Raw genomic sequence first — 17,847 nt, 5'->3', positions numbered from 1 at the left:
CGTGTGTGGGGGGCGGGACCCGTCGTGGGTCCCGCCCCCTCGTCGTGTTCCGGGTCCGGTGCGGGGTCAGTCGTTGGTGAACTCGACGTACTCCAGGATCTCGTAGCCGTTCTCACCGAAGTGGAAGACCTCGAAGGTGGCGGAGGTGGGGTCGCCGTTGTCGTCGAGGTCGATCTTGCCGCTCATACCCTGGTAGTCGATGGGTTGACCGTCGTCGAGGAGGTCGCGGCACTGCTCGAAGGTGGTGCACTCGGTGCCGTCGGGGCGGGTGACCTCGCCGACGTGGTCGACGTACTGGGCGGGGTCGGTGGAGCCCGCGGACTCGGCGGCGAGGGCGATGGCGGTGACGCAGTCGAAGATGTGCGGTGCGAACTGGAAGGCGTCGAGTTCGGGGTCGAAGGCGCGTAGGTCCTCGTTGAACCGCGGGTTGTTGGCGCTGGGTGCGACGCCGGTGGTGCCGGTGACCGCGTCGGTGGAGGCGGCGCCGATGGTCGCCTCCAGGTCGGGGTCGTTGAGGCCGTCGGTGAGGTAGAACTGGCTCTCGGTTCCGCTCTCGATGAGGGCGGCCATGAGCTGGGTGCCCTCCTGGAAGGAGATGAGGGCGACGGCGTCGGCTCCGGAGGTGGCGGCGGTGCTGACGACGGCGCCGAAGTTGGTGGCGTCGGGGTCGTAGGTCTCGGCGAGGACGACGTTGGCGCCGAGGGCGTTGAGTTCGGCCTCGACGGCGTTGAGGTAGCCGTTGCCGTAGTCGTCGGCTCGGGCGATGACGGCGACGTCGAGGTGGCCGTCGTCGACGATGCGCTGGGCGAGGACGGGTCCGGCGAGGAGGTCGCTGGGGGCGGTGCGGAAGAAGTATCCGTTGTCGTCGACGCGGGTGAGGTCGGGGGCGGTGCTGGAGCCGGAGCACTGGGCGATCCCGGCGCCGGTGATGGTGGCGTAGCTGGCCTGGGTCATGACGGAGGCGGCGGCGCCGATGACGGCGTTGACGTCGGCGGAGACGAGGTCGTTGGCGGCCTGTTGGGCCTGTGCGGCGTCTCCGGCCTCGTCGGCCACGACGGGTGGCGGGACCTGGGCGCCGAGGATGCCGCCGGCGGAGTTGATCTCGTCGATGGCGTACTCGACGGCGGCGGTCTGGGGGCGGCCGAGGAAGCTGAGGCTGCCGGTCTGGGGGTAGAGGAGTCCGAAGGTGAACGCGGTGTCGTTCTCGGTGTCGTCACCGAGGTCGAGGGTGTCGCCGCAGCCGGTGAGCGTGAGGCTGAGGGCGAGGGCGGCCGCTGGGAGGGCGAGGGACCGGTGGGTGGGCATGGCGTGGTCGTCCGTTCGAGTGGCGTGTGGTGTGGTGCCGTGCGGCCGCCCGGTCCGTGTACGACGAGGCACGGCGCGCGGGGTGGCGGCCGTGCCGGGGGTCTCGCGGTGGTCGTGTCCAGACGGGTCCGGGGGTGCGGGGCTGGTGCCCCGCACCCCCGGACGGTTCGCTCGGTGTGTGGAGGATGGTGCCCCTCACTCACGGACGCTGTGGTCCGTGGTGGGGGACGGGGTCATCCGTCGTCACTCGTTGACGGAGTACTCCTCGAAGCCGAGGGTCTCGTAGCCCTCGTCACCGAAGTGGAAGACCTCGAAGGTGGCGGAGGTGGGGTCGCCGTTGTCGTCGAAGTCGATGTTGCCGCTGGTGCCCTGGAAGTCGATCTCCTCGCCGTCGTTGAGGAGGTCGCGGCACTCCTCGAAGCTGCCGCACTCGGTGCCGTCGGGGCGGCTGATCTCCGGGAGGTGCTCGACGTAGTCGGCGGGGGAGACGGATCCGGCGGACTCGGCGGCCAGGGCGATCGCGGTGACGCAGTCGAAGACCTGGGGGGCGAACTGGAAGACGTCGAGTTCGGAGTCGAAGGCGCGCAGACCCTCGTTGAACTCGGGGTTGTCCGCGCCGGGGGCGACACCGGTGACGCCGGTGACGACGTCGGGGTCGTCGGCGTTGACGGTGGTGCCGAGCTCGGGGTCGTTGAGGCCGTCGGTGATGTAGAGCTGGTCGCCCTCGATGCCGGACTCGATGAGTTCGGCGATGACCTGGGCGCCCTCCTGGAAGGAGATCAGGGCGACGGCGTCGGGCTCGGCTCCGGAGACGGCGTTGACGACGGAGTCGAAGTTGGTGGCGTCGGGGTCGTAGTTCTCGGTCGCGACGACGTTCGCTCCGAGGGCTTCGAGCTCGGCCTCCACGGCGCTGCGGTAGCCGTCGCCGTAGTCGTCGGCGCGGGCGACGACGGCGATGTCGAAGGCGCCGTCGTCCACCATCTGGCGGGCCAGGACCGGACCCGAGAGGAGGTCGCTGGGGGCGGTGCGGAAGAAGTAGCCGTTGTCGTCGATCTCGCTGAGGTCGGGGGCGGTGTTGGAGCCGGAGCACTGGACGATGCTGGCGGCGGTGACGGTGTCGTAGCTGGCCTGCGTCATCGCGGAGGCGGCGGCGCCGATGACGGCGTTGACGTCGGCGGAGACGAGGTCGTTGGCGGCCTGGTTGGCCTGGGCGGCGTCTCCGGCCTCGTCGGCCTCGACGATGGCGGGGACGTCGGTGCCGAGGATGCCGCCGGCCGCGTTGATCTCCTCGATGGCGTACTGGGCGGCGGTGATCTGGGGCGGGCCGAGGAAGGCGAGGCTGCCGGTCTGCGGGTAGAGGATGCCGAAGGTGAACTCCTCGCCGGAGCCGTCACCTCCGTCCGCGCTGCCGCCGTCTCCGTTGCCACACGCGGTGAGCCCAAGAACGAGGGCCGCGGTTGCGGCAGTGAGGCTCAGGAACTTCTTGCTTGCCATGTTCGTGGTCACTCCGTTCAACCGGCTGGTCTGCGCAGCCGTGCCGATAGCGCTTATGCGTCCTGTTGCCCGTTATGTGTGGCATGACTTAATCAGGAGCGTTAGCGGAGCTTAATCCGGTATCGGGTTCCGGTGGAAGCTGCGGGGAGCGGTTGCGTCTCAGTCGCCTTCTGCTCGTTATGACTCTGTAGCCGTGTGGCGGGGCGTGACTGGACGGACGCCGGGTGTGGTGGGGGTTGGGGTGGCCGGTTGTCGCGGCGCGGGGGTGCGGGGGTGTCGGTTCGTCCAGCGTTCGCGCCCGGGCGGAGACGTTAGGCGGGCTTCACTCCAGGCGGAGGCGCACCTAAAGGGCGGGGCGGGGTGCCGGGGCGCCCCGCCCCGGACCGCTACTGGGGGGCGTCGCGCAGCATGCAGGTGAGGCGGGAGGTGCAGACCTTGCGGCCCTGGTCGTCGGTGATGGTGATGTCCCAGGTGGCGAGGGTGCGGCCCAGGTGGACCGGGGTGGCCACCCCGGTGACGTGTCCCTCGGTGGCCGAGCGGTGGTGGGTCGCGTTGATCTCGATGCCCACGGCGACGCGCCCGAACCCCTGGGCGTGGACGGTGGAGCCGATGGACCCCAGGGTCTCCGCGAGCACGCACGAGGCGCCGCCGTGCAGCAGCCCGAAGGGCTGGCGGTTGCCCTCGACCGGCATGCGGCCCACGACGCGCTCGGCGGAGGCCTCGGTGATCTCGATGCCCATCCTGTCGACCAGGCCGTCGGAGAGCGCCCCGGAGTCCAGGAGTTCGCGCATTCCCTCGGCGTCAGTGGTCATGGTGTTGCCTTCCGATCCGGTCAGGTGGCCCCGTAACCGGTCGAACCGACCGGTGCGGGGAGGTGTTCCCGTGGTGATGGCCGCGGGGTGTCCGTAGCGCATCCTAGGATTCGTTCTGTGGTGACCAAGCGAGAGACCCCTGAACAGACATCCCAGGCCGACGGCGGGCGCGCCCGGCTGCTCCTCCTGGACGGCCACTCGATGGCCTTCCGCGCGTTCTTCGCGCTCCCCGTGGAGAAGTTCGGTACCAGTACCGGGCAGTCCACGAACGCGGTGTACGGCTTCGCCTCCATGCTGGTGAAGCTGCTGCGCGACGAGGAGCCCACGCACGTCGCGGTGGCGTGGGACCTGTCCGGCCCCACCTTCAGGGACGAGGAGTACGACGGCTACAAGGGCGGCCGGTCGGAGACCCCTCCGGAGTTCCCCTCCCAGGTTCCGCTGACCCAGGACCTGATGCGGCTGATCGGTGTCGCGAACCTGTCGGCGCCCGGCTTCGAGGCCGACGACGTGATCGCCACGCTCGCGCACCAGGGCGGTGAGGCGGGCATGGAGGTGCTGATCGCCTCCGGTGACCGGGACGCCTTCCAGCTGGTGACCGAGGACTGCACGGTGCTGTACCCGGGCAAGAGCCTGTCCGACATGCGCCGGATGGACCCGGAGGCGGTGGAGGACAAGTACGGGGTCACCCCGGAGCGGTACCGCGACCTCGCCGCCCTGGTGGGGGAGAAGGCCGACAACCTCCCCGGGGTCCCCGGGGTGGGCCCCAAGACCGCCGCCAAGTGGATCACCAAGTTCGGTTCCCTGGAGGAACTGGTGGCCCGGGCGGACGAGGTCCCGGGCAAGGCCGGGCAGAACTTCCGCGACCACCTCGACGACGTGCTCCGCAACCAGCGGCTCAACAAGCTGGTCACCGACGTGGAGCTGGACACCGGGGTGCGGGAGCTGGGCCTGGGCGAGGCCGACCGCGCGGGGGTCGACGCGCTCTTCGACAACCTGGAGTTCGCCTCCAACCTGCGCGAGCGCCTGTACGCGGTGATCCGCGCGGGTGAGAGCGAGGAGACCGCGGAGGACGGCGGGGCCGTCGAGGGCTTCACCGTGGACGTGACGGTGGCGGCCACCGGCGGGGTGGCGGCCTGGATCACCGAGCACGCCTCCGCCGAGGCGCTCACGGAGCGGGCCCCGGCGGGGCTGGCGATCGACGGCGCCTGGGGCGCGGGGACCGGGCGGGTGGACGCGCTCGCCGTCACCGTTCCGAGCGGGGCCTCGCTGTTCGTGGACCCCACGGTGCTGGACGCCGACGACACCGAGGCGCTGGCGGCCTTCCTGGCCGACGCCGGACGGCCCAAGGCCGTGCACGAGTACAAGGGCGCACTGCTCGCGCTGGGCGCGCACGGCTGGGACCTGAACGGGGTGATCAGCGACACCGCGCTGGCGGCCTACCTGGCGCAGCCGGGGCAGCGCCGGTTCGACCTCGCGGACCTGTGCCGCAAGTACCTGGGCCGGGAGCTGGAGGAGGACACCGACGGCGCCCAGATGACCCTGGACCTGGGGGAGGAGGGCGGCAGCGGACGCGGGCACGGCCTCGCCGTGCGGGCCGCCGCCACCCGGGACCTGGCGGGTGTGCTCGCCGCGGAGCTGGACAAGAGGGGCGGCACCCACCTGCTGGCCGAGGTGGAGCTGCCGCTGGTGGACGTGCTGGCGCGGTTGGAGCGCGCCGGGATCGCCGCGGACCGCGAGTACCTGGAGGGTCTCCAGGGGGAGTTCGCCTCGGCGGCGCGCGGCGCGGTGGAGCGGGCGCACGAGATCGTGGGCCGGGAGTTCAACCTGGGTTCGCCCAAGCAGTTGCAGCAGGTGCTGTTCGAGGACCTGGAGCTGCCCCGGACCAAGAAGATCAAGACGGGCTACACGACCGACGCGGACGCGTTGGCGTGGCTGGCGGAGCGGACCGAGAACGAGCTGCCGGGCGTGCTGCTGCACCACCGGGACCAGACGAAGCTGCGTACGACGGTCGAGGGCCTGATCAAGACGGTCGCCGACGACGGGCGCATCCACACCACGTTCAACCAGACGGTGGCGGCGACGGGGCGGCTGAGCTCCACGGAGCCCAACCTCCAGAACATCCCGGTGCGCACGGACGTGGGTCGGCGGATCCGGCGCGCGTTCGTGGTCGGTGAGGGCTATGAGGAACTGCTCACGGCGGACTACAGCCAGATCGAGCTGCGCATCATGGCGCACCTGTCGGGCGAACAGGCGCTGATCGACGCGTTCAACAGCGGGTACGACTTCCACGCGCACATGGCGGCCCAGGTCTTCGACATCGGGGTGGAGGAGGTCGACGGCGAGGCGCGGTCCAGGATCAAGGCGATGAGCTACGGACTGGCGTACGGGCTGAGCGCCTACGGCCTGTCCCAGCAGCTGGGGATCACCCCGGACGAGGCGAAGAGGCTGATGGAGGACTACTTCGCCAGCTTCGGCGGGGTGCGCGACTACCTGAACCGGGTCGTGGACGAGGCCCGCAAGGTGGGGTACACGGAGACGATCCTGGGGCGCCGCCGCTACCTGCCCGACCTGACGAGCGACAACCGTCAGCGGCGCGAGATGGCGGAGCGGATGGCGTTGAACGCGCCGATCCAGGGTTCGGCCGCCGACATCATCAAGGTGGCGATGCTCCAGGTGGACGCGGCGCTCACCGAGGGCGGGTTCCGCTCCCGGGTGCTCCTCCAGGTGCACGACGAGCTCGTGGTGGAGGTCGCCCCGGGAGAGCGCGAGGCGGTCGAAAACCTCGTGACGCACGAGATGGGCTCCGCCTATGCTCTGCGTGTTCCGCTGGGCGTCTCGGTCGGCAGCGGGCAGAACTGGCACGACGCCGCGCACTAGGGCGCGGCGCTGAACTCGGAGGTGGGGACGGTGGCGGGGCAGGAAGAGACCACGGGCGGTCTGGCCGTGGGGCCCGTGACCGTCCCCGCCGACGCGTTGACGTGGCGGTTCTCGCGGTCCTCGGGGCCGGGCGGGCAGCACGTGAACACGTCGGACACCCGGGTGTCGCTGTCGTTGGACGTGGCGTCCTGCCGGGCGCTGGGAGCGACGCGTCGGGCCCGTGCCCTGGAACGGCTGTCGGGGCGCCTGGTGGACGGGGTGCTGACGGTGTCGGCGCAGACGCACCGTTCGCAGGTGCGCAACCGGGTCGAGGCGAGGGAGCGGCTGGCGGCGATCCTCGCGGAGGCGATCGCGCCCCCGCCGCCGGAGCGGCGCGGCACGCGGCCGAGCCGGGCGTCCAAGCGGCGTCGGCTGGAGGCCAAGCGTCGGCGGAGTGACGTGAAGAAGTCGCGTTCGCGGCCTCCGATGGACTGACGGACGTCCGGAGAAGCACGTGATTCGGACTTTTTTCCGGACGTCCCGCCCCCGCCCCGCCGGAGTGGCGCGCGGGGTGCGTCAGCCCCTGGCAGACATGGCCGGGGGCCTAGTTGATCTTCCCCACCCGGCTCGGGTAAATTGCGGCCACGACAGCCTTGTACGGTGCCCTCTCCCCGGATTCCGATTGACCTGCGCGCTCTCGTCTCATATTCTGGCGTCAGCGTTGTGGGTTCGTGCGGGCGTCCGCTGTCTCCGGTAGGGGGCAGGAGGGTTGCACCGCTTCGGTCTCCACTCTGGACCGGCGGCTGGCGGTCACGGACGGCTCGTTCCGTACATGTGACCTTCGCTTCTTACTTCTGGACTGCGGATCGACGGGCTCGAACCTGCGGCGTGCCCATTTCCTGTTCCTGTCCGTATCCGGAGTCCACCCACAAATGACGAGCAGCACCGAGGCCACCTCGACACCCCAGGTAGCGGTCAACGACATCGGGTCCGAGGAAGCCTTCCTCGCGGCGATCGACGAGACCATCAAGTACTTCAACGACGGTGACATCGTCGAGGGCACCATCGTGAAGGTCGATCGAGACGAGGTCTTGCTCGACATCGGCTACAAGACCGAGGGTGTCATCCCCTCTCGGGAACTGTCGATCAAGCACGACGTCGACCCCGGTGAGGTCGTTGCCGTCGGCGACCAGGTCGAAGCCCTCGTTCTCCAGAAGGAGGACAAGGAAGGCCGTCTGATCCTGTCCAAGAAGCGCGCTCAGTACGAGCGGGCCTGGGGCACGATCGAGAAGATCAAGGAAGAGGACGGCGTCGTCACCGGCACCGTCATCGAGGTCGTCAAGGGTGGTCTCATCCTCGACATCGGCCTCCGCGGCTTCCTTCCGGCGTCCCTGGTCGAGATGCGTCGCGTCCGCGACCTTCAGCCCTACGTCGGCCGCGAGCTCGAGGCGAAGATCATCGAGCTGGACAAGAACCGCAACAACGTGGTCCTGTCCCGTCGCGCCTGGCTGGAGCAGACCCAGTCCGAGGTCCGTCAGACGTTCCTCAACACCCTCCAGAAGGGTCAGATCCGCAAGGGCGTCGTCTCCTCGATCGTCAACTTCGGTGCCTTCGTGGACCTGGGTGGCGTCGACGGCCTGGTGCACGTCTCCGAGCTGTCCTGGAAGCACATCGACCACCCGAGCGAGGTTGTCGAGGTCGGCCAGGAGGTCACCGTCGAGGTTCTCGACGTGGACATGGAGCGCGAGCGCGTCTCCCTGTCGCTCAAGGCGACCCAGGAAGACCCGTGGCAGCAGTTCGCCCGGACCCACCAGATCGGTCAGGTCGTTCCCGGCAAGGTCACCAAGCTCGTCCCGTTCGGTGCGTTCGTGCGCGTCGAGGAGGGCATCGAGGGCCTGGTCCACATCTCCGAGCTGGCCGAGCGCCACGTCGAGGTGCCGGAGCAGGTCGTCCAGGTCGGCACCGAGATCTTCGTCAAGATCATCGACATCGACCTCGACCGCCGTCGCATCAGCCTCTCGCTGAAGCAGGCCAACGAGAGCGTCTCGCCCGACCAGGTGGACTTCGACCCCACCCTGTACGGCATGGCCGCCGACTACGACGAGCAGGGCAACTACAAGTACCCCGAGGGCTTCGACGCGGACAGCGGCGAGTGGCTCGAGGGCTTCGAGGCCCAGCGCGACGAGTGGGAGCGCAGCTACGCCGAGGCGCAGGCCCGCTTCGAGGCTCACCGCAAGCAGGTCGAGGAGGCGCGTGCGGCCGAGGCCGACGCCGCCAACGCCCCTGCTCCGGAGGAGGACGAGGAGGACTACACCGGTGGTGCGCAGAGCGCCGGCGGTTCGTCGTCCAGCTCGGACTCCACCAGCGGCGCGCTCGCCTCTGACGAGGCTCTGGCCGCCCTCCGCGAGAAGCTCGCGGGCGGCGAGGCCTGAGGGTCTCCTCGCCGGGCTCCGGCCCGAGTGACGGTTTAGCGAAGGGCCGTCCCCACCCAGGTGGGGGCGGCCCTTCCTCGTGTCAGCGGGCCGGACCGCGGGTGGCGGCGGTGGCCCGCAGCAGGTCACGCACCAGGTCGAGGTCGACCGCCCCGGGGTTGCGGAAGCGCAGGCACCCCTTGCCCATGTCCTGGCCCGCGAGCCGGTCGGCGAGGGCGGCGGTGACGTCCTCGCGCATCAGGTAGACGGAGACGTACCGCTTCTGGCGGGCGAAACCCACCTCCAGGACCCCGTCCCTGCGGTAGCCGGGCATCCCGTACGCCATCACCTCCTCGAACCCCGGGAGCTCGGCCCGGCACAGGTCCCGGAGGCGGCTCAGCACGGCCCGGTCGGGTTCGGGAAGTTCCGCCAGATAGGCGTCCACATCGACTGCGTTGCTGCTCACCATGGGTCAAGGCTACGTACCGGGGGCTAGGGTTGCCTGGTACCCGCCGCGGGCGGGGACCAGTTGAGGAGGCGACGTGTTCGACATCCACCCGGCCACCCCCGACGACGCCGGTGAGATCTTCACCCTGCAACGTGCCGCCTACGTGGACGAGGCCCAGGCCTACGGGGACCCGTTCATCCTGCCGCTCACCGAGGGGCTGACCCGGATCGAGAAGCTGCTCTCCGACGCCGACGCCGTGGTGCTCAAGGCCGTGGTCGGGCACCGGCTGGTCGGGGCGGTCCGGGCCGGGATCACCGAGACCACCGGGGTGGTGGGCCGTCTGGTGGTCGCACCGGACATGCGTCGGAGGGGGATCGCCGGGGCGCTGCTGGTCCGGGTCGAGGACGACCTGCGCGAGCGCAGGCCCGAACTGACGGCGCTCACCCTGTTCACGGGGGCGCAGAGCCCGAAGAACCAGCGCCTGTACCGCACCCTCGGGTACGCGGAGACCCACCGTGAGCGGGTCGCGGAGCACCTGGTGATGGTGCACATGCGCAAGGAACTGGACCGGGTGGGGGCGGGGTCGGCGTGACGCCTCCCGGCCGCGCCCCCTAGGGTGTGGCCCATGCTGAAAGTGGGCCTCACCGGCGGTATCGGTTCGGGCAAGAGCGCGGTCGCGTCCGCGCTGTCCTCCTACGGCGCCGTGGTGATCGACGCCGACGCCATCGCCCGTGAGGTGGTCGCGCCCGGGACGCCGGGGCTGGCCGAGGTGGTGACCGCGTTCGGAGAGCGGGTGCTCGCCGCCGACGGAAGCCTGGACCGGCCCGCGCTGGGCGAGATCGTCTTCGCTGACGAGGCCCGCCTGGCCAGCCTCAACGCCATCGTCCACCCCCGGGTGGCCGAGCGCAGCGGACGGCTGATGGCGGAGGCCGAGGCCTCCGGCGCCAGGGTGGTGGTCTACGACGTGCCCCTCCTGGTGGAGAACGGGCTGGAGTCCCTCTACGACGTGGTGGTCGTGGTGGACACCCCCGACGACCTCCGGGTCGAGCGGGTCTCACGGGGCCGGGGCATGCCCCCCGAGCAGGTGCGGGCCCGGATCGCCGCCCAGGCCGACCGGGCGACCCGCCTCGCCGCCGCCGACCTGGTGGTGGACAACTCCGGAACCCGTGAGGACCTCGACGCCCGTGTGGCGGAGCTGTGGGGCGAACTCCTGGAGCGCGCCGCCTAGGAACCCCGCGACCCCGCACCACCCCTCGGCGGTGCTCCGTGCCCTCTCCGGGGCCCTGGGTGTCCACGAAGCGCCCCGCGGAAGCGTGTGGCGGACCGTGTACGCACCGGTGACGACGATCCGGCCTGGGCCCGTTGGGGAGCTTTCCGGGACGCCGGGATGTCGTGGGCGGTCTGTAGCGTTGGGGGTAGGGACACGTGGGCGAGGGAGCGGCCCGACGTTCGTAGGGGAGAAGAGGGCAAGTGCGACCGGTCAGTGACATCAAGCGCAGCGAGGCACCCTTCGAGGTCGTCTCGGAGATGACCCCGGCGGGGGACCAGCCCCGGGCGATCGAGCAGATCACCAAGAGGGTGCGGGAGGGCGACCAGCACACGGTGCTGCTGGGCGCGACCGGTACGGGCAAGACGGCCACCGTGGCGTGGACGGTGGAACAGCTCCAGCGCCCCACGCTGGTGATGCAGCCCAACAAGACCCTGGCGGCGCAGTTCGCCAACGAGCTGCGGCAGATGCTGCCGAACAACGCCGTCGAGTACTTCGTCTCCTACTACGACTACTACCAGCCCGAGGCCTACGTCCCGCAGAGCGACACCTACATCGAGAAGGACTCCTCGATCAACGACGAGGTGGAGCGGCTGCGGCACTCCGCGACCAACTCCCTGCTCACCCGGCGGGACACGATCGTGGTGGCGTCCGTGTCGTGCATCTACGGTCTGGGCACCCCGCAGGAGTACGTGGACCGCATGGCCCAGCTCGCGGTCGGCATGGAGGTCGACCGCGACGACCTGCTGCGCCGACTGGTGGAGATGCAGTACACGCGCAACGACGTGGCGTTCACGCGGGGGACGTTCCGGGTGCGCGGGGACACCATCGAGATCATCCCGGTCTACGAGGAGCTGGCGATCCGCATCGAGATGTTCGGTGACGAGATCGAGCGGCTGCTCACGCTGCACCCCCTGACCGGCGAGGTGCTGGGGGAGAGCGAGGAGATGTTCATCTTCCCGGCCTCCCACTACGTGGCCGGTGAGGAGCGCACCGAACGGGCGATCGGCACGATCGAGGCGGAGCTGGGCGAGCGGCTGGCCGAGCTGGAGGGCCAGGGCAAGCTGCTGGAGGCACAGCGGCTGCGGATGCGCACCACCCACGACCTGGAGATGATGCGCCAGCTCGGCACCTGCTCGGGGATCGAGAACTACTCGCGGCACTTCGACGGCCGTGACCCGGGCAGCGCCCCCAACACGCTGCTGGACTACTTCCCCGAGGACTTCCTCCTGGTCCTGGACGAGTCGCACGTGACGGTCCCGCAGATCGGCGCCATGTACGAGGGCGACGCGGCGCGCAAGCGCACCCTGGTCGACCACGGCTTCCGGCTGCCGTCGGCCATGGACAACCGGCCGCTGAAGTGGGAGGAGTTCACGAAGCGGATCGGGCAGTCGGTCTACCTGTCGGCCACGCCGGGCAAGTACGAGCTGCGCCAGTCCGGCGGGGACGTGGTCGAGCAGGTCATCCGCCCGACCGGGCTGGTCGACCCCCAGGTGGTGGTCAAGCCGACCGACGGGCAGATCGACGACCTGGTGCACGAGATCCGCGAGCGGGCGGAGCGCTCCGAGCGGGTCCTGGTGACCACGCTGACCAAGAAGATGGCCGAGGACCTCACGGACTACTTCGCGGAGCTGGGCATCCGGGTGCGGTACCTGCACAGCGAGGTGGACACGCTGCGCCGGGTGGAGCTCCTGCGTGAGCTGCGGGTGGGTGAGTTCGACGTCCTGGTCGGCATCAACCTGCTGCGTGAGGGCCTGGACCTGCCGGAGGTGTCGTTGGTGGCGATCCTGGACGCGGACAAGGAGGGCTTCCTGCGTTCGGAGACCTCGCTGATCCAGACGATCGGCCGCGCGGCGCGCAACGTGGACGGCCAGGTGCACATGTACGCGGACAACGTCACGGACTCCATGCGGGCGGCGATCGACGAGACCACGCGGCGCCGGGACAAGCAGCTGGCGTACAACGCGGAGCACGGGATCGACCCGACGCCGCTGCGCAAGCAGATCGCGGACATCCTGGACACCCTGAACCGCGAGGACGTGGACACCGAGGAGCTCATGTCGACCGGTTACCGCCAGGGCGCCCAGACGTCCAGGGCCCCGGTGCCCGCGCTGGGCGAGCGCGCGGACGTGGCGAACATGCCGCGCGCGGAGCTGGCCGGGCTGATCGACCAGTTGAGCACGCAGATGCACCAGGCGGCGACCGACCTCCAGTTCGAGCTCGCGGCCCGGCTGCGGGACGAGATCGGTGAGCTGAAGCGGGAGCTCCGGGGGATGGACGCGGCCGGGTTGAAGTGACCCCGGCGGGTGCCGGTAGGGTGCCGTTCAGGCCCCGTGGTGTGGGGGTTCCGAGCGCGGAATCCCCACGGTGAGCACGGTTCCCGTCTCGAATCGGGCACGATCCCAGTACGGTTGGGTCGCATAGTTACCTTCACGTGACATATTCTTGTGCTTTGCGTAAGTCGAATGTTGCTTTTGCCTTTTTCGGGTGTGGGGGAGTTCATGGTCAGTCGGGTTCTGGGCGTCGCGGGTGCCGCGGTGCTGACGGGTCTCCTGGTGGCCGGGTGCGGGATCAACCGGGGCGGTGAGGACCCGGAGGAGATCGCGCCCACCCCCGACCTCGGGCAGGGGCCGGAGGAGGAGCCGGTGGACGGCGTCTCCAACGACGAGGTGATCGTGGTGGTCGACGACGGCGTCGAGGTGCACGAGGACTGCGCCAACCGCGAGGTCGTGGTCAAGGCCGACGACGCCGTCGTGATACTGGACGGCGACTGCGGACTGGTCCGCGCCACCGGGCGCAACTCCGTCGTCGAGGTGGGCACCGCCGAGAAGATCGTCCTCGTGGGCGTGGACAACCAGGTCTCCTTCGCTTCCGGGGACCCCGAGGTGATCAACCACGGGCGCAACACCACCGTCAGCGAGGGCGGCACCGCCAGCCCCGAGTCCGAGTAGGACCCCGAGGTGGAGGGCCTCCCCGCCCTCGCGGCGCGAACCCCCGTCCGTTACCGTGGTGCCCGTTCGCGCACACCGTGTCAGCGTGCCCGAGGCCTCTGCCGGTGGCGGCGACCGGAGACGGAAGGGCCCGTGTTCTCCGGCTTCCGTTCACCCGTACCGCTTCGAGGAGGTACGGTCGATCCTGTCCCGACACGTCGGTGGTTCGGACGACGTTCCGGTGCCCCCTGCGGGTGCCGAGACACGACCGCACCCGTCAGTCCGGTCGGGGCACGCTCTTGACGAATGGAGGGGTGGGGCGGGTGAGTGGTTATGTCGCTCGGGTGCGGCATGATGAGTCGCCTGGCGGCGACATCGGACTCGATCCGCTGGTGCACTCCGCTGCCCAGCGCTGGGCGGAGTCGGACCCCCTGCTGCCCGAACCCGTGGGGTTCGCGGCCAACTCCTACCCCCTGCTGACCGTCAGCGACGAGGACGGCCGCACCGTCGCCGCGGGCAGCATGCACTACACCTGGTACCAGCCGGGCGAGGTGGGCCGCATCTGGGGCGTGCCCGACCAGCACTGGCTCACCCCCATCGTCGGCGGACCCGAACCCGCCCGCGCCCTGGACTCCCTGCTGACCAGCTGGCGCGACCAGATCGAGGACCTGCCCACGGGCACCGGCTCGGAGTCGGCCGCCCTGGTGAGCTGGCCCGCGCGCGACGTCGCCGGGATCATCCCGCTGCAACGCCACGGCCTCCAGCCCTACACCGTGCTCGCCGCCCGCCAGCGCCGCCGTGGCGTGCCGCCCTCGCTGCCCCCGCGCGACGTCGCCATCCGGCTGGCCGACATCAGCGACCTGACCCAGGTGGTGGGTCTGCTCATGGAGGAGCACCGCTACGAGCAGCACTTCGGCGGGGTGTTCCTCCAGCCCGACACCGCCGAGCAGACCCGCAAGGTCGCGGCGCGGGCGCTCAACCGTTCGCGTTCGTGGATCTGGTTGGCCGAGCGCCGGGGCCGGGCCGTGGGGCTGCTGTGGGTGTCGCCGCCCGAACGCTCCCGCTGGGCGAAGTCCCTGGTGCGGGCGCGCCCGATCGCGCACATCGGGTACGGGGTGGTCTCGGCCGCCGAGCGCGGCCGCGGGATCGGCACCGCCCTGGTGAGCCAGGCGCACCAGGCGCTGGACAGCCACGGTGTGGGGGTGTCGGTGCTCAACTACGCCGCCATGAACCCGCTCTCCGGGCCGTTCTGGCACCGGATGGGCTACCGCCCGGTGTGGACGACCTGGGAGGTCCGTCCCGCTCTCGCCCTGCGCTGACCCGGGGACGCGCCTCCGAACGACCGCCGCCCCGGTGACGGAGTTCACCTCGCGGGCTGGCTAGCCTGGGCGCGCAAGCGCAGTGTGGCGTGGAGAGGTGGAGCCGATGAGCGCGGACGACCGCGGACCCGAGGGTGCCGAGCACGTGGAGATCGTGGAGGTGGGGCCGCGTGACGGCCTCCAGAACGAGTCCACCGTGCTGTCGGTCGAGGACCGGGTGGAGCTGATCGACCGGGCCGTGGCCGCCGGGGTACGGCGGATCGAGGCGGTCAGCTTCGTCCATCCCAGGCGGGTGCCGCAGATGGCCGGGGCCGAGGAGGTCATGGCCGGGGTCACACGGGTGCCCGGGGTGTCCTTCATCGGTCTGGCGCTCAACCGGCGCGGCCTGGACCGGGCGTTGGAGGCCGGGGTGTCCGAGGTCAACGTGGCGGTTCCGGCCACGGACGGGTTCAGCACCCGCAACCAGGGCAGCACCGTCGACGCGATGCTGGACTCCCTGGTGGAGATGGACCGGGCGCTGGAGGGCACGGGGGTGCCGTTGAGTGTCACGGTCTCCACTGCCTTCGGGTGCCCCTTCGACGGAGAGGTCGCGCCGGAGCGGGTGGTGGAGGTGGTCCGCCGGATCGCGGACACCGGGGCCGTGGAGATCGCGCTGGCAGACACGATCGGCGTGGGCGTCCCCGCCCAGGTGCGCGACCTGCTGCGCCGCACCGCCGAGGTGGCGGGCGGGCGGACCCTGCGCTGTCATTTCCACAACACCCGCAACACCGGTTACGCGAACGCCCTGGCCGCGGTGGAGGAGGGGGTCCGGGTCCTGGACTCCAGCCTGGGCGGCTTCGGCGGGTGCCCGTTCGCCCCCGCCGCCACGGGCAACATCGGCACCGAGGACCTGCTGTACATGCTGCACCGCAGCGGCCTGCGCACCGGGGTGAGCCTGTCCGGAGCGGCCGCGCTGGGTGACTGGATGGGGGAGCGGCTCGGTAAGCGGCCGCCCGCCTACCTCGGGCGCGCGGGGGGCTTCCCCGCCTGACCGCGGCCCCGTCGTCCGCCCGTGTCCGAGTCCCGCCTGTCGGGTGCGCGGCGGTGTTGCCTTCGCCACCCGGCGGGCGACGGGCCGCGCCGGAGTCCCCTGCCACCAGGGGTTCGCGGCAACCGTGCAGGTGGGGATGGGGAACACCGGGGGTCGAGTGGACGTTCCCAGGTGTGGGCGAACGAGGGGCCTGTTATTCTGGTGCCCCGTGGAGTCCGACGCGCTGGAACGGCATCGCCGCCGCTCGGATCCGGACCGCCGCACGGCCGCCCAGCTCGCCCGAGCCAGCCGTAGCCACTCAAACCACGGGAGCAACACTTTGGCATTCGCCGCGAGTACCAAGCACCTTTTCGTTACTGGCGGCGTCGCCTCCAGTCTTGGCAAGGGCCTGACCGCCTCCAGCCTGGGACGACTCCTGAAGTCGCGTGGGCTTCGGGTCACCATGCAGAAGCTGGACCCCTACCTCAACGTCGATCCCGGAACGATGAACCCGTTCCAGCACGGTGAGGTCTTCGTGACCGACGACGGCGCCGAGACCGACCTGGACGTCGGCCACTACGAGCGCTTCCTCGACGTCGAGCTCTCCGCCTCGGCCAACGTCACCACCGGGCAGATCTACTCCAGCGTCATCGCCAAGGAGCGCCAGGGCGCCTACCTCGGTGACACCGTGCAGGTCATCCCGCACATCACCAACGAGATCAAGTCGCGCATCTACGCGATGGACGCGCCCGACGTCGACATCGTCATCACCGAGATCGGCGGCACCGTCGGCGACATCGAGTCGCAGCCCTTCCTCGAGGCCGTCCGCCAGATCCGGCACGAGATCGGCCGGGAGAACTGCTTCTTCCTGCACGTCTCCCTCATCCCCTTCCTCGGCCCGTCCGGCGAGATGAAGACCAAGCCCACCCAGCACTCGGTCGCCGCCCTGCGCAGCATCGGCATCCAGCCCGACGCCATCGTGTGCCGCTCCGACCGGCCCATCACGCAGAGCCTGAAGTCCAAGATCAGCCTCATGTGCGACGTGGACGAGGCGGGCGTGGTCTCCACCCCCGACGCCCCCTCCATCTACGACATCCCCAAGGTCCTGCACCGCGAGGGCCTGGACGCCTACGTCGTCCGCCGTCTCGGCATGCCCTTCCGCGACGTCGACTGGACCGAGTGGGACGAGCTGCTGCGCCGCGTGCACCAGCCCGACCACGAGGTCACCATCGCCATGGTCGGCAAGTACATCGACCTGCCCGACGCCTACCTCTCGGTCAGTGAGGCCCTGCGCGCCGGCGGGTTCGCCACCGACACGCGGGTGAACATCCGTTGGGTGGCCAGCGACAACTGCGCCAGCCCCTCCGGCGCGGCCGCCGAGCTCGACGGCGCGGACGGCATCCTCATCCCGGGCGGCTTCGGCGTGCGCGGCATCGAGGGCAAGCTCGGCGCGATCCGCTACGCCCGTGAGAAGGGCGTGCCGCTGCTCGGCATCTGCCTGGGTCTCCAGGGCATGGTCATCGAGTACGCGCGCAACGTGCTCGGCCTCGAGGGCGCCAACAGCCTGGAGTTCGACGACAAGGCGATCGACCCGGTCATCGCGACCATGGCCGACCAGGAGGACGTCGTCGCGGGCGACCGCGACATGGGCGGCACCATGCGGCTGGGCCTGTACCCGGCGGACCTGGGCGAGGGCACCCTGGCCCGCGACCTGTACGACGGCGCCGAGCAGGTCTCCGAGCGCCACCGCCACCGGTTCGAGGTCAACAACGCCTACCGGCCCAAGCTGGAGGAGGCGGGTCTGGTGTTCTCCGGCCTCTCCCCGGATGGCAAGCTGGTGGAGTACGTGGAACTGCCCCGGGACGTGCACCCGTTCTTCATCGCGACGCAGGCGCACCCGGAGCTGCGCTCCCGCCCGACCAACGCGAACCCGCTCTTCCGGGGCCTGATCTCCGCCTCGCTGGAGCACAAGGTCTCCTAGCGGCGACGACCAGGC

The 17,847-nt window shown here is 70.4% G+C and carries 14 protein-coding genes; 10 read left to right on the top strand and 4 right to left on the bottom strand.

The genetic code is table 11. The features are described from left to right. Positions 1 to 66: 66 nt before the first annotated feature. The 3 genes from AC0VYL_RS18355 to AC0VYL_RS18345 all read right to left on the bottom strand — a co-directional run bounded on the left by AC0VYL_RS18355 (position 67) and on the right by AC0VYL_RS18345 (position 3,611). Positions 67 to 1,305, bottom strand: a complete 1,239-nt coding sequence (locus AC0VYL_RS18355; RefSeq protein ID WP_475480984.1) for an ABC transporter substrate-binding protein — start codon at positions 1,303 to 1,305, stop codon at positions 67 to 69. A gap of 243 nt (positions 1,306 to 1,548) precedes the next feature. Further along, the gene (locus AC0VYL_RS18350; RefSeq protein WP_475454405.1) at positions 1,549 to 2,799 is read right to left on the bottom strand and encodes an ABC transporter substrate-binding protein; all 1,251 of its coding nucleotides are present in this window, start codon (positions 2,797 to 2,799) and stop codon (positions 1,549 to 1,551) included. Positions 2,800 to 3,185: 386 nt separating this feature from the next. Then, a complete protein-coding gene (locus tag AC0VYL_RS18345) occupies positions 3,186 to 3,611 on the bottom strand; it encodes a PaaI family thioesterase (RefSeq protein WP_475480983.1) in 426 nt (141 codons plus the stop codon). A 117-nt stretch (positions 3,612 to 3,728) separates the two neighbouring features. Between AC0VYL_RS18345 and polA the strand changes: the two genes are divergently transcribed. The 3 genes from polA to rpsA all read left to right on the top strand — a co-directional run bounded on the left by polA (position 3,729) and on the right by rpsA (position 8,899). Then, entirely contained in the window at positions 3,729 to 6,488 is a 2,760-nt protein-coding gene (gene polA / locus AC0VYL_RS18340; RefSeq protein ID WP_475480982.1) for a DNA polymerase I, read from the top strand. A gap of 30 nt (positions 6,489 to 6,518) precedes the next feature. Beyond that, positions 6,519 to 6,962, top strand: coding sequence for an alternative ribosome rescue aminoacyl-tRNA hydrolase ArfB (arfB, locus tag AC0VYL_RS18335; RefSeq protein WP_475454399.1), 444 nt, complete (start codon positions 6,519 to 6,521; stop codon positions 6,960 to 6,962). Between the two features lie 437 nt (positions 6,963 to 7,399). Beyond that, the gene (gene rpsA / locus AC0VYL_RS18330; RefSeq protein ID WP_475454397.1) at positions 7,400 to 8,899 is read left to right on the top strand and encodes a 30S ribosomal protein S1; all 1,500 of its coding nucleotides are present in this window, start codon (positions 7,400 to 7,402) and stop codon (positions 8,897 to 8,899) included. A gap of 82 nt (positions 8,900 to 8,981) precedes the next feature. Here the strand turns inward: rpsA and AC0VYL_RS18325 are convergent, their stop codons facing one another. Next, the gene (locus tag AC0VYL_RS18325) at positions 8,982 to 9,347 is read right to left on the bottom strand and encodes an iron chaperone (protein ID WP_475454395.1); all 366 of its coding nucleotides are present in this window, start codon (positions 9,345 to 9,347) and stop codon (positions 8,982 to 8,984) included. Between the two features lie 73 nt (positions 9,348 to 9,420). Here AC0VYL_RS18325 and AC0VYL_RS18320 point away from each other — a divergent pair, with 73 nt between their 5' ends. The 7 genes from AC0VYL_RS18320 (at position 9,421) to AC0VYL_RS18290 (ending at position 17,832) form a co-directional block, all read left to right on the top strand. Next, entirely contained in the window at positions 9,421 to 9,918 is a 498-nt protein-coding gene (locus AC0VYL_RS18320; protein ID WP_475454393.1) for a GNAT family N-acetyltransferase, read from the top strand. Positions 9,919 to 9,951: 33 nt separating this feature from the next. Beyond that, positions 9,952 to 10,554, top strand: coding sequence for a dephospho-CoA kinase (coaE, locus tag AC0VYL_RS18315; RefSeq protein WP_475480981.1), 603 nt, complete (start codon positions 9,952 to 9,954; stop codon positions 10,552 to 10,554). 242 nt (positions 10,555 to 10,796) lie between these two features. After that, positions 10,797 to 12,890 carry an excinuclease ABC subunit UvrB gene (gene uvrB, locus AC0VYL_RS18310; protein WP_475454389.1) on the top strand — a complete coding sequence of 698 codons (2,094 nt, stop codon included), beginning with the start codon at positions 10,797 to 10,799 and terminating at the stop codon, positions 12,888 to 12,890. A gap of 204 nt (positions 12,891 to 13,094) precedes the next feature. Beyond that, positions 13,095 to 13,544, top strand: coding sequence for a DUF3060 domain-containing protein (locus tag AC0VYL_RS18305; RefSeq protein ID WP_475480980.1), 450 nt, complete (start codon positions 13,095 to 13,097; stop codon positions 13,542 to 13,544). Positions 13,545 to 13,846: 302 nt separating this feature from the next. Next, on the top strand, positions 13,847 to 14,842 hold the full coding sequence (locus AC0VYL_RS18300) for a GNAT family N-acetyltransferase (protein WP_475454385.1): 996 nt from the start codon (positions 13,847 to 13,849) through the stop codon (positions 14,840 to 14,842). Between the two features lie 106 nt (positions 14,843 to 14,948). Further along, a complete protein-coding gene (locus AC0VYL_RS18295; protein ID WP_475454383.1) occupies positions 14,949 to 15,872 on the top strand; it encodes a hydroxymethylglutaryl-CoA lyase in 924 nt (307 codons plus the stop codon). Positions 15,873 to 16,191: 319 nt separating this feature from the next. Next, positions 16,192 to 17,832 (top strand): CTP synthase, encoded by a 1,641-nt coding sequence (locus AC0VYL_RS18290; protein WP_475454381.1) that lies wholly within the window; start codon positions 16,192 to 16,194, stop codon positions 17,830 to 17,832. The last annotated feature ends 15 nt before the right edge of the window (positions 17,833 to 17,847 follow it).

The sequence above is a fragment of the Nocardiopsis sp. iso_238 genome (assembly GCF_056173325.1).
The sequence above is the reverse complement of the archived record's forward strand: the minus strand, read 5'-3'. Positions and strand labels throughout refer to the sequence as shown.

Bases quoted from the DNA above. Each gene is read 5' to 3' on its own strand.
- AC0VYL_RS18355 (WP_475480984.1), bottom strand. From the start codon at position 1,305: ATGCCCACCCACCGGTCCCTCGCCCTCCCAGCGGCCGCCCTCGCCCTC.
- rpsA (WP_475454397.1), top strand. From the start codon at position 7,400: ATGACGAGCAGCACCGAGGCCACCTCGACACCCCAGGTAGCGGTCAAC.
- AC0VYL_RS18305 (WP_475480980.1), top strand. From the start codon at position 13,095: ATGGTCAGTCGGGTTCTGGGCGTCGCGGGTGCCGCGGTGCTGACGGGT.
- AC0VYL_RS18350 (WP_475454405.1), bottom strand. From the start codon at position 2,799: ATGGCAAGCAAGAAGTTCCTGAGCCTCACTGCCGCAACCGCGGCCCTC.
- AC0VYL_RS18325 (WP_475454395.1), bottom strand. From the start codon at position 9,347: ATGGTGAGCAGCAACGCAGTCGATGTGGACGCCTATCTGGCGGAACTT.
- AC0VYL_RS18295 (WP_475454383.1), top strand. From the start codon at position 14,949: ATGAGCGCGGACGACCGCGGACCCGAGGGTGCCGAGCACGTGGAGATC.
- AC0VYL_RS18345 (WP_475480983.1), bottom strand. From the start codon at position 3,611: ATGACCACTGACGCCGAGGGAATGCGCGAACTCCTGGACTCCGGGGCG.
- coaE (WP_475480981.1), top strand. From the start codon at position 9,952: ATGCTGAAAGTGGGCCTCACCGGCGGTATCGGTTCGGGCAAGAGCGCG.